This window comes from Alteromonas nitratireducens, assembly GCF_040812025.1.
Classification (GTDB): domain Bacteria; phylum Pseudomonadota; class Gammaproteobacteria; order Enterobacterales; family Alteromonadaceae; genus Alteromonas; species Alteromonas nitratireducens.
Genome location: NZ_JBFNPK010000016.1, coordinates 1 through 12,526, shown reverse-complemented (window position 1 = coordinate 12,526; position 12,526 = coordinate 1). Strand labels below are relative to the sequence as shown.

Annotated in this window: 10 protein-coding genes; all 10 read left to right on the top strand. The window is 52.5% G+C overall.

Annotation, left to right across the window (positions count from 1 at the left end; genetic code table 11):
- The first annotated feature begins 84 nt into the window (after positions 1 to 84).
- Positions 85 to 1,230 (top strand): 4-phosphoerythronate dehydrogenase, encoded by a 1,146-nt coding sequence (locus AB1N33_RS13200; RefSeq protein ID WP_411272031.1) that lies wholly within the window; start codon positions 85 to 87, stop codon positions 1,228 to 1,230.
- Between the two features lie 66 nt (positions 1,231 to 1,296).
- A complete protein-coding gene (locus tag AB1N33_RS13195) occupies positions 1,297 to 2,313 on the top strand; it encodes an aspartate-semialdehyde dehydrogenase (RefSeq protein WP_411272030.1) in 1,017 nt (338 codons plus the stop codon).
- A 406-nt stretch (positions 2,314 to 2,719) separates the two neighbouring features.
- Entirely contained in the window at positions 2,720 to 6,118 is a 3,399-nt protein-coding gene (locus tag AB1N33_RS13190; RefSeq protein ID WP_411272029.1) for a FimV/HubP family polar landmark protein, read from the top strand.
- A 171-nt stretch (positions 6,119 to 6,289) separates the two neighbouring features.
- Positions 6,290 to 7,075, top strand: a complete 786-nt coding sequence (truA, locus tag AB1N33_RS13185; RefSeq protein ID WP_411272028.1) for a tRNA pseudouridine(38-40) synthase TruA — start codon at positions 6,290 to 6,292, stop codon at positions 7,073 to 7,075.
- Between the two features lie 167 nt (positions 7,076 to 7,242).
- Positions 7,243 to 8,100 (top strand): acetyl-CoA carboxylase, carboxyltransferase subunit beta, encoded by an 858-nt coding sequence (gene accD / locus AB1N33_RS13180; protein ID WP_411272027.1) that lies wholly within the window; start codon positions 7,243 to 7,245, stop codon positions 8,098 to 8,100.
- A complete protein-coding gene (gene folC / locus AB1N33_RS13175; RefSeq protein ID WP_411272026.1) occupies positions 8,097 to 9,374 on the top strand; it encodes a bifunctional tetrahydrofolate synthase/dihydrofolate synthase in 1,278 nt (425 codons plus the stop codon). Before accD ends, folC begins: the two co-directional genes overlap by 4 nt.
- A gap of 13 nt (positions 9,375 to 9,387) precedes the next feature.
- Complete coding sequence (locus tag AB1N33_RS13170) at positions 9,388 to 9,981, top strand: SPOR domain-containing protein (RefSeq protein WP_411272025.1); 594 nt, start codon at positions 9,388 to 9,390, stop codon at positions 9,979 to 9,981.
- 175 nt (positions 9,982 to 10,156) lie between these two features.
- Positions 10,157 to 10,645 (top strand): CvpA family protein, encoded by a 489-nt coding sequence (locus AB1N33_RS13165; RefSeq protein WP_411272024.1) that lies wholly within the window; start codon positions 10,157 to 10,159, stop codon positions 10,643 to 10,645.
- A 14-nt stretch (positions 10,646 to 10,659) separates the two neighbouring features.
- Entirely contained in the window at positions 10,660 to 12,186 is a 1,527-nt protein-coding gene (gene purF / locus AB1N33_RS13160) for an amidophosphoribosyltransferase (RefSeq protein ID WP_411272023.1), read from the top strand.
- Between the two features lie 35 nt (positions 12,187 to 12,221).
- Positions 12,222 to 12,526 (top strand): transposase (locus tag AB1N33_RS13155; protein WP_505433569.1); only part of this gene is annotated, 305 nt, incomplete at its 3' end.

Here is a 12,526-nt window from a genome sequence, read left to right as displayed (position 1 = left end):
AATACATGTCAGACTATGACGAGGGATCACAACAGCCATCGCTACGTCCGACTTACCTGAAATGATAAAAGGCAAAACAGGCCAATGAAAATAGTTGTTGAAGATACCATTCCGTTTGGCCGGGAGTATTTTTCCTCGCTCGGCGAGGTGGATACCTACTCCTGGCAAACCATTACACCGCAAATGTTGCGCGACGCCGACTACCTGGTTGTGCGTTCCACTACGAAGGTGGATGGCGCGTTACTGTCAGAAGCGACCAGGCTGAAACTGGTGACCACGGCAACCGCGGGGACCAATCATCTGGACACGCAATGGATTGATGACGCCGGTATCTCATGGAACAGCGCGGCAGGCTGCAATGCGGTGGCCGTTGCTGAATATGTGCTGAGTGCGCTGCTGTGTGCACATAACGCCGGCAAGCTGGAGCTGAATAAGGCGACGGTCGGCATCGTCGGGGCCGGTCATGTCGGTACGAACGTTGTCCGGCTGCTGGATTGCCTGGGGATGAGCTACAAACTCTGCGACCCACCCAGGGAACGTCAGGGTGATCCGCGCGCGTTTGTCCCGCTGGACGAGATCCTGAACTGCGATGTCATTACGTTGCATGTGCCTTTTACAGTAAGCGGGCCGGACAGCACTGCCAGCATGATCGGTGAGGCCGCCCTGTCGACCCTCAAAGGATATCAGCTTCTGATAAATGCCTGTCGCGGTGAAGTTATCGACGAGCCGGCGTTGTTAACCCGAATGGCACAGCCTGATGCCCCCACGGTTATTCTTGACGTGTTTTGCAATGAACCAGACATCGATACCCGCATGATGGAGGCTGCCTGGATGTGTACACCGCACATTGCCGGTCATTCTGTTGAGGGTAAAGTGCGCGGAACGCAGATGGTGTACGAGCAGGTCTGCCAGGCTATGCAGGTAGCCCCGGTCATCAGCCTGAACGCGATGCTGGATGCCGTTTCGCCGGTGACGGTGTCGCTGGATGACCCCATGGCTGACAAACTGTCAGCACGCGATCTGAAAAGGGTCGTGGATATTGCCTATGATATACGATTTGATGATAGGCATTTTCGCCAAGCCATGGCAGAATCAAACCAGTTTGCCAGGTTGCGAAAACAGTACCGCGTAAGGCGCGAATGCTCGGCATATACCCTTCAGGTAGCGCATCCAGTGTCGGAGGGGATCCGTACGCAGCTGTACGGATTAGGTTTTACGCTGGCTGACTAATTTATTTTCATTATTAGCGCTTTTTTCGTCAGAACGAAGCGCCCGCCATAAGGAGATTCACCGACTATGTCACAGTCTTTTGATGTTGCAGTACTCGGCGCAACAGGTCTGGTAGGCCAGACGATGATCGAGATTCTGGAAGCCAGAGGGTTTCCGGTAAATACGTTGTACCCTCTGGCCAGTAAACGCTCAGCAGGTGGCACGGTAACATTCAAGGGCGAAGATATAGAAGTACTGGATGCAGAGTCGTTTGACTGGAGCCTGGTGCAGTTTGGGTTCTTCTCGGCAGGCGGCAGTGTGTCAGCCGAGTATGCGCCAAAGGCCGCTGACGCAGGCTGTATCGTCATTGATAACACCTCTCAGTTCCGCTACGAACCGGATATCCCGCTGGTTGTGCCTGAAGTAAACAGCCATGCGCTGGCAGATTTCAGAAACCGCAATATTATTGCCAACCCGAATTGCTCGACAATTCAGATGCTGGTTGCGCTTAAGCCAATCCATGATGCCGTTGGCATCGACCGAATTAATGTTGCCACCTACCAGTCAGTGTCGGGGGCGGGTAAAAGTGCCATGGAAGAACTGGCCAAGCAGACTGCGGACCTGCTGAATGCCCGCGAAATTACGCCCGAAGCGTTCAGCCGTCAGATCGCTTTTAATGTGATCCCGCAAATTGATGTCTTCCTGGACAATGACTACACCAAGGAAGAAATGAAAATGGCGTGGGAAACTCAGAAGATCATGGGTGATGACAGCATCAGGGTGAATGCAACTGCAGTGCGCGTGCCGGTATTTTACGGCCACGGGGAAGCGGTACATATCGAAACCCATCAGCCAATCGATGCCGAGGCAGTGAAACAGCTGCTTGCGGATGCACCTGGCGTCAAGCTCTATGAAGCCCGCGAGGCCTTCCCAACGCAGGTATCCAGTGCCAGTGGCAATGATCTGGTGCACGTCGGACGTATTCGTAACGACATCACACACCCTAATGGCCTGAATATGTGGGTAGTATCAGACAACATCCGTAAAGGTGCGGCGACTAACAGTGTGCAAATTGCTGAAGCGCTGATCCGCGATTACCTCTGACGGAACCTTCCGGCAGCCGTCCTAAACTAAACGGACAGGCTGCCGATATGATGTTGATAACTCAGTAAAACGTGAACTGATACGGTGTTTTGGGGGCTTGCCCGGGCAGCGCTGTAACCCACAATTTTGCCCCGTTGCTAGAAAGGCCGGGGTAAGTGGTTTATAGTTTTGTCAGGAACAGATGCGCTGTGCCAAAACTGGAGTAAACTTTGCATAACAGTCTGACGGTGTTGAGTTTTTGACACCATGTATGCATTGGGATGAATGGTAAAACCACCAACAGATACCATTCTTGCACATTAAAAATGACAAGGCAGTACCGCTAAACATGTGTCAATAGGTAAACTGCCGGTACGCCACTCACCAAAGCGCGTGAGTGGATTCGCTTGAGGGCATAAGAAACGCTATGAAATTGCATTTGTTGGGCACATTGCTGCTGGTTCTCTCTCTGACGACCGCGTCGACACTAGCTCAGAGCCAGGAGCAGAATGTCCAGTTAAAAGGACCAAAAAATGCAACGTCTCAGTATTCCGGCATGGAATACGGCCCAATCGACTCTCAGGATACGCTGTGGCGCATTGCGGAGCGCTACCGTCAGAATAAAAATCTGACCATCTATCAGGTGATGGTGGCCATTTATGAGCTCAACCCCACCGCCTTTGAAAACAACAACCTCAATCTGATGGTCAACGGTGCGGTACTTAAGCTTCCGTCCGAACGCTATATTTCCCGTATCGACAAAGACAAAGCCCGCCAGCGTGCAGAACAGGATGAAAAAGCCTGGGCGGCGCGTGAGCCCGCGCCGGGAAGCAGCCTCAAAAATCTGAAACCTCCGGTGCCGCTGGTCAATCAGGATGACCTCTCAAAAACGAAAAATGACATTGAACAAAAGATTGTCCGACTGGATGCCGAACAGGCGCGTCAGTTCGATGAACTGCGTCGCCAGTTTGCTGTGTCACTCGATAACGTTCAGGTTATTCTCGACGAAAATCGCAAACTGTATGAACGGGTAGAACAGGTTAATGAGCAACTGCAAAACCTGAAAGGGCAGGTTGAAGGGGATGTGAAGTCACAAATAGACTCACAGCTTGCCCTTCAGCAAGAATTGCTGGACATGATCAAAGCGCAGCAGGAAAAAGCCGCGCAAAAAGAAAAAAGCAGCCTGTTAGCAACACTGACCAGCCCGATGGCCCTTATTGTCGGTTCCGCTGTGCTGACACTGGCGTTGATTGGCGGGCTTGCAGCCTGGCTGCTCGGACGGAAAACTCAGCCTGCACCGGAATCCGTCGCCCAGCCGGTGGCATCGGCACCAGCGCCGGATGACAGCGATATTGATGATCTGACAACGGATTTGTCCGCCGAGCTCGACGATAAAGCTGAACTGAATGACGACGATCTGTTTAACGACGACGATTTGCTTGATGATGTGTTGTCGTCAGAGTTGGAAGAAGCCCTTGACGACGAACTCGAAAACTTCGCTGAACTTGATGATGACATGCTGGTACCGGATGACGAAGGTTTCGAGGAAGGCGCTGGTGAGCTTGATCAGGATGAGCTCGATAGCCTGTTTGACGAGGAAGACTTATCAGAAAGTCAGGTCGCAGACTTCGATGAAGACGATCTGGAAGGCATTGACCTGTCCGCCGAGGACGATGATGTACTGAGCGAGTTTGATCAGGAAGCAGATAACATTGATGCCGAGGTCGATGAACAGACCGAAGATGCAGAGGAACCGCTTCAGGAAGAAGACGAGTTTGATGCTGCGCTGACCGAGGACTCTGTGCCGGAAGAAGACAGCCTGGCGATGACACAGAGCGAGGAAGCTCCAGCGCCTGCTGCTGTCGAAGAGGAAGAGAAGCCCGAGATTAGCATTGACGACCTGCTCGAAGAGGAGTCTGCACCGTCTGCCTCATCAGTCGTCAGCGATGATACCGAAATCAATGAAGAAACCCTGGAAAAACTGGATGAGGAAATACACCAGAAAAACCAGGAACTCGACCGCATGACGGACAACCTCATCAGCGAAATCGAACAGCTCGAAATGATGGGCGGGCTTGATTTGCCCGATGAGGACGACGAGGAAGACGAAACAGCAGCGACCAGTGACACGCCGTCGCCCCAGGCAATTCAGGACCTCGATTCTCTGGTTGATGATCTGGATGTGGACGACATTGAGAACGCAGAAGAATTCACCGATCCACTCTCGGATGACCTGATTGCTGAATTACAGGCCGAAGCAGAGGATGAAGAGGAAAGTTCAACTGACGCACCCTCTGACGCGGATGCTCTGGCTGACGAATTGTTAGCAGAACTTGGCGTTGATGACGAGGAAGAGCATGCCGAAGAAGCACCTGATGACCCACTGACAGATGAACTGCTTGCTGAACTTGAAGCCGAAAATCAGGATGAAGAGGTCAGTGAGGCGGCTGATGAGACTGAAGAAGCAGACGACGTCAGTGACCCGCTGACAGATGAACTGCTTGCCGAGCTCGAAGCCGAAAATCAGGATGAAGAGGTTAGTGAGGCGGCTGATGAGACTGAAGAAGCAGACGACGTCAGTGACCCGCTGACAGATGAACTGCTTGCCGAGCTTGAAGCCGAAAATCAGGATGAAGAGGTTACTGAGGCGGCTGATGATAATGAAGAGGCAGACGACATCAGTGACGCGCTGACAGATGAACTGCTTGCTGAGCTTGAAGCCGAAAATCAGGATGAAGAGGTCAATGAGTCGGCTGACGACATCGGTGACAGCGATGAAACTGACGAGATTAGCGACGCAGTGGCGGACGAACTGCTTGCTGAACCTGAAGCGGAAAGTTTGTCAGATGCTGCCGGCGAAGAGACGGAAGATACAGATGAGGATCTCAACAAAGAGACTCAGGATGCCGCTGAACTACAAGACACTGAAGATGACATCGATGTGCTGACAGACGGCGAACCCGATGTCCTCGATGGGATTGATGAGCTTGCTGATACGCCGATGCCCGGCGATGAGGAGTCGTTGTCAGACGGTGAGCAGACTGACGAGAGCGCCGCTAGTGAGGATGCACTGGATGATGCGCTGGCAGAATTTGATCGGCAAATGATTGATGATCTGCCCTCAATGTCTGATGAGAGCTATGAGGGGCCCGCGCCGCAACGTGACGAAGAAGACAACTCAGATGTTGACGACAGCATACTGGACGACGCGTTCGGTGATGTAGAGTCATTTGAACTTGAGCAGGAACAGGACGGAATCGAGCCCGCGTCGCGTTCGCCGGAAGAGTTCAACGAGCTCGAGGATGTGCCCGGGCTTGATGACTGGCTGACGGACAATGACACGGATAGCAGTGACGATGCAATTTTTGATGAACTCGAAAATGCGGAGTTTGATGATCTTCTCAGCGCAATAGAGTCTGAGCGGGACGAAGATGTCACCAAGCCTGTGCTGGATAACCCGGACCTTGATTTGGATGCGCTGTTGAACGACGCAGACAGCGGGACTGCGGATCACAAATTGCCTGACAGTGAGTTTCTGGATGTTGAGTCATTGCTTGACGACAGTATGGAAGAGACGGAGCACGACCCTGACGACACACCGCTTGATCTGGATGTCAGTCTGTCAGAGTTTACCGGTGTCGACGACGATGATGATGTGATTGACATTGATAAAGACGCGGTTCAGAACGCTAACCTGGATTTGGCCAGGGCGTATATTGAAATGGACGATTACGACAGCGCCCGTGAACTGCTCGAAGAGGTGCTTGAGCAGGGCGATGAGGATCAAAAAGCCGAGGCAAAAAGTATCCTTGAGTCAATGGCGTAAGTAGAGCAATGATGTCTCGCCTGAATCAAGGCCTGATTATGATTAAGCCCGCGCTGTGCGGGCTTTTTTTGTTGCTGTCAGCGCGTTGGCAGGCTTTTCGGCTTCACACTTTTCCCGTGAGCCTTTACACTTAGCCGGTTTTCATCTGGCAGTAGCGAGGATTTTTCAGGTATGGCACGTATTGCTCTTGGCATTGAGTATGATGGTGCAGCGCATTATGGCTGGCAGCGACAGCGAGAGGTGCCGAGCGTACAGGAATACCTGGAAACGGCGTTATCGACCGTCGCAAACATGCCCATCGAGGTGCAGTGCGCAGGCCGGACCGATGCAGGTGTACATGCAACCGGGCAGGTCGTTCATTTTGACTGTGATAACCCCCGGCCTGAACGGGCCTGGACGCTGGGTGTCAATGCCAACCTGCCTGACAGCATCGCAGTCACCTGGTGCAAAGCGGTCAGCGACGACTTTCATGCGCGCTTTTCCGCCACTCACCGGCGTTATCGCTACATCATTTACAACGCCAAAATGCGTCCGGCGATTCTTCATCACGGGGTAACGCATGTTCATCGTGAACTGGATGCGTCGCGTATGCACGAGGCGGCCCAGGCGCTGCTCGGTGAACAGGACTTTACGTCTTTCAGGGCCGCGCTGTGTCAGTCCCATACGCCATTTCGGAATGTCACTGACGTCAGCGTACGTCGTCAGGGGCGATATGTGATCCTGGAAATTCAGGCAAACGCGTTTTTACATCATATGGTGCGCAATATCGCCGGTACGCTTATCGAAATTGGCGCCGGTGAACAACCGGTTAACTGGGTGGCGGACCTGTTGGCGCTCAAAGACCGGTCCCAAGCCGCGGCGACGGCGAAACCAAATGGCCTGTATCTGGTCGATGTGACGTATCCGGACACCTTCGGGCTGCCAGAGCACCCGCCCGGGCCCTTGTTTTTACTCTGATGCTATCCCTACGTCTAACTTCTTAGACCAGTTTTGTTTTTTGCATTTTCCTGTAATGTGGTCTAATACGGCGCTATATTACTAGATGCATTCATAAAACCGCTGCTATCGTGCCCGTCTGTGTCGGGCTTTTCTGCGGTCAGTGACAAAAAAAGGATTCGATTTCCATGAGCTGGATTCAAAAGATTCTTCCGCGTACACAAACGTCAACAAAGGGTAATGTACCTGAAGGTATCTGGACTAAATGTGGTTCCTGTCAGGCCGTACTGTATAAAAGCGACCTGGAAAAGCAGCTTGAGGTGTGTCCAAAGTGTGATCATCACATGCGCATTACCGCCCGCAAGCGTATCGACGCGTTTCTGGATGAAGGTGAGCGAAAAGAGCTGGGTAGTCACCTTGAACCCCAGGACGTATTGAAGTTCAAAGACTCAAAGCGTTATAAAGACCGTATTGTTGCCGCACAGAAAGCCACCAATGAAAAAGATGCGCTGGTGGTGATGCAGGGTAAACTGAAAGGCATGCCGGTAGTGGTTGCCTGTTTTGAGTTCTCCTTTATGGGCGGCTCGATGGCGTCCGTTGTCGGCGCGCGTTTCGTTGAGGCAGTTAATGCCTGTCTTGAACACAACATGCCGCTGATTTGCTTTTCTGCCAGTGGTGGTGCGCGAATGCAGGAAGCGCTGTTGTCATTGATGCAGATGGCGAAAACCTCTGCTGCACTGGCAAAAATGAGCAAAAAAGGCCTGCCGTATATTTCTGTGCTGACCGACCCCACCATGGGCGGTGTGTCTGCGAGTCTGGCGATGCTGGGCGATGTGAATGTGGCAGAGCCAAAGGCACTGATTGGTTTTGCAGGTCCGCGCGTTATTGAACAAACCGTTCGTGAAACCTTGCCTGAAGGATTCCAGCGCAGTGAGTTTCTGCTTGATAAAGGCGCAATCGATATGATTGTTGATCGCCGCGAAATGCGCGACCGCCTGCACGGCCTGCTGGCAAAAATGCATCACGCTAACGCTAAAAGCGCGTGAGTTACGGCAATAAGGGGCATAGCGCCCCTGGCCGCTCGCTGGCCGACTGGCTGACCTACCTCGAATCGATTCACCCCACGGCTATCGACATGGGCCTTGAACGGGTTGCCCGTGTTGCGGACATCATGGGGTTATCATTGCAGTCCACGGTAATCACCGTGGCAGGTACCAACGGGAAGGGAACAACCTGCCGACTGCTGGAGCGTATCTTGTTGTCGCAGGGGAAATCGGTCGGCGTTTACAGTTCGCCACACCTCCTGGATTACCGGGAACGGGTAAGACTCAATGATGCGTTGCCTGACGAACAGGTTTTTTGTGATGCGTTCTCAGCCGTAGAGCAGGCCCGCGGCGATATTTCGCTGACCTATTTTGAGTTTGGTACCCTGGCGGCAATTTATATGCTGATGCAGGCCCGGCCGGATGTGGTGCTGCTTGAAGTTGGCCTGGGTGGACGCCTAGATGCTACGAACATTATTGACCCTGATCTCGCCGTGATTACCACCATCGGACTGGACCATCAGGCATGGCTGGGTGATACCCGTGAGGCAATTGCCACTGAGAAGGCCGGGATCATGCGTCCGATGGGTAAGGTGGTGGTTGGTGAGACTGATCCACCAGAAACGCTGAAAGACGCCGTCAGCCGGCTTAACACTGACTGCTGGTGGGCAGGAGACGATTTCGACCTTGAGACTCATGGAGATACGTGGTCATTTACCTGTCAGAGCGAGACGCTGAACGACCTTCCTCGTCCGAATATCCCGCTGCAAAATGCGGCAACGGCGCTGACCGTACTGAAAAAACTAAACTGGCTGGAAGACAACCCGGCGTTTCGCCAGACACTGGCAACAACCAGCCTGCCGGGACGTTGTCAGCAAATAGACAATCAGCCTGCTGTAGTGGTTGATGTGGCGCACAACCCTCAGTCCGTTGGTACGCTGAAAACCTGGCTGGACAGCCAGGCTTACCGCCACTGTCATATTGTGGTTGGCATGCTAAGCGATAAAGCCATTGAAGACAGCCTTGCCGTGCTTCGTGATGTGCCGGCAAACTGGTATGCAGGCACCACCGCGGGGCCACGTGGTTTGTCTGGTGCAGCCCTGGCGTCAGCATTACGTGCGGTAGGTGTTTCGAAGGTGCAGGTGTTTGACACTATCACTGAAGCATATCAGTGTGCCCGCGCGCAATGTCCCGATGACGGCATGATTTTGGTGTTTGGCTCTTTCCTTACTGTGGCAGATGTATTAGCTTTGCACTCTGAGAACAAACTGCAGTAAACAGGAGCACATTGTGGCGTCGGGATTCCAGAACCGACTGGTAGGGACGATTATCGTAGTTGCCTTAGCTGTCATTTTCTTGCCAGACTTTCTTGATGGCAAAAAAGAAAGCCGACGGCAGGCGTTCGTCAGTGTGCCTGCCAGTCCTGCCAAGAAACCCATTGTAAATCCAGAACCGTTCCCGGCTGAACGGGTTGCCAGCGCAGCGCAGCGTCCGGTTGAAATAGTTAACGAGGTGGCACTGGATGATGAACCAGTGGCCGCGCAAGGGCTAGCTGATGACACTGAGGTCACCCCTGATGAACCCGTTGCCGATTCGCTGGCTGAACAGACGGTTGTTGATACGCCGGCTGGGAGCGCTGATGATGCGGGCTGGGTTGTGCAGCTCGGCAGCTTCCGTCACGAAAAAAATGTACGCCAGCTGCTAACCAAGCTAGAGAATGCCGGTTACCGCGCATTCAGCCGTCCTATTCAGACCAGCTCAGGGCCACTGACCAAAGTATTTGTCGGTCCCGACCTTGATCGCGCCAATCTGGAAGCCGCACTGCCACACCTTAAAACGGTAACCGGGCTTAAAGGCCGCATCACTGAATTCAAAGTACAATAGCGCGCCAAGCCGGAAAGCCGGGTTGACACCCGGCTGGTCTTAGGTGCGCCCCTCGGCGTGTTTTTTGCCATTGGTAATCCAGCAGGCTTCTGTTAGAATGCGCGCCATCTTACCAGGGGTGTCCACGGCAGCTGACGTCTGTGCGTCCGCCTGTCAGAAAACAGAGTGTGAGACCATGAATTGGGTAGACTTTTCCATATTGGGTATCATCGCGGTATCTACCTTAATCAGCCTTGTTCGCGGCTTTGTCAAAGAAGCGATCTCGCTGGTGGTATGGTTTGGCGCGCTGTTTATTGCCAGTCAGTTCTTCGCTGATCTCGCCGTCTACTTCACCCGCATCGAAGACGACTATATTCGGAATGGCGCTGCCATTGCAGCGTTATTTATTGCCACACTGATTTTAGGTGGCATGCTCAATTACTCCTTAGGACAACTGGTCAAAGCGACCGGACTGTCAGGCACTGATCGCGCGTTAGGTCTTGTTTTTGGCGCGCTTCGCGGGGTGTTAATCGTTAGCGCACTGTTATTCTTTATGGATACCTTTACCCCGTCGGCGGGTGCTGCCTGGTGGCAGCAGTCAGCGCTCATCCCGGAATTTGCTGTGATTATTGAGTGGTTTTTTACCTACGTAAAAGACAGCTCGAGTTTTTTGAAATCCACTTGAAATAGGTAACGCACATGTGTGGTATTGTCGGAATAGTTGGTAAAACGCCGGTTGCACAATCGTTGTACGATGGTCTGATTGTCTTACAGCACCGGGGCCAGGATGCCGCAGGGATCATGACCATTGATCAGAACCAGTTTAATCTGAGAAAAGCGAATGGTCTGGTGCGCGACGTGTTCCACACCCGCCACATGAAGCGCCTGACCGGCAACATGGGCATCGGTCACGTGCGTTATCCTACTGCCGGTACGTCAAGCTCTGCCGAAGCACAACCGTTCTACGTGAACTCGCCGTTTGGTATTGCCTTTGCGCACAACGGAAACCTGACCAATGCGCACGAGCTTCAGGAAGAGGTATTCCGTATCGCACGACGTCATATCAATACCACGTCCGATTCGGAACTGTTACTGAATATTCTGGCACATGAACTTCAGCAAACGGCTGGCTTCAGTGTGACAGCAGACGATATTTTTGAGGTGGTAACCCGGGTCCACAAGAAGATCCGCGGTGCCTATGCCGTGGTAGCAGCAATTATCGGACAGGGTGTGGTGGCATTTCGCGACCCGCATGGTATCCGCCCGCTGGCCCTCGGTAAGCGCATCACTGAAATGGGTGAAGAATACATGGTGGCGTCAGAGAGCGTGGCGCTCGATGCGGTAGGTTTCACCTTCATTCGTGATGTTGCGCCGGGAGAGGCCATATTCATAACCGAAAATGGTGAGCTGCATACCAAACAGTGCGCAGAAAATCCGGTAACTTCACCGTGTATCTTTGAGTTTGTTTACTTTGCCCGTCCGGACAGCTTTATCGATGGTATTTCAGTATATGCATCACGGGTTAATATGGGACGCAAACTGGGCGAAAAAATTGCTCGTGAGTGGGGCGATCTCGACATCGATGTGGTGATCCCCATTCCGGAAACGTCGATGGATGTGGCCCTACAGATAGCCAATACACTGCAGCTACCGTATCGACAAGGCTTTGTGAAAAACCGCTATATTGGCCGTACTTTCATCATGCCTGGCCAGACGATGCGGAAAAAGTCGGTGCGCAAGAAACTGAACGCCATTTCTTCTGAGTTTAAGGGAAAAAATGTCCTGCTGGTGGATGATTCTATTGTGCGCGGTACCACGTCCGGTCAAATCATTGAAATGGCCAGAGAGAGCGGGGCGAAGAAAGTCTATTTTGCCTCAGCCGCACCTGAGATTCGTTTCCCGAACGTATACGGTATCGATATGCCGTCAGCCAATGAGCTGATTGCCTATGGTCGTGAAATCGACCAGATCGCGGATTTGATTCAGGCTGACGGGCTGATCTTCCAGGACATCAATGATCTTGTTGATGCCGTTAAAGAAGAGAATCCGGCTATCCAGCGCTTTGAAACCTCTGTCTTTGACGGTAACTACATTACCGGCGATATAGACCAGGCTTACCTGGAGCGGGTTGATATGGCGCGCGGCGAGAAGTCACGCAGAGCCCCCGTTTTGCAGGCAGAACTCAGTAACCTTGACCTGCATAACATGGATTCCTCCAACGACTAAAAAAAAGAGCCGCATCTTGAAGTGACCCCCAATAGTTGGACATTCCAATTACTGGGGGTCTTTTTATGTCCAAATACAATAGAGCGTTTAAGTTAAAGCTCGCCAAACTCTCTCAAACTCTTCCTTCCAGAGAAGTGGGCAGACGTTATGGGGTTGCATCCAACCTTATTCGATACTGGTCGCAGGTATACAGCATCAATGGTGCTGAGAGTTTTAGGCATCCACATCAACCGTATTCACTTACATTTAAATCCCATGTACTGGCAACGATGACGGAGAATGGCTGGTCTTTAAACTATACCAGTGCGCACTTTGATTTATCGAGTCAGGGCATATTATT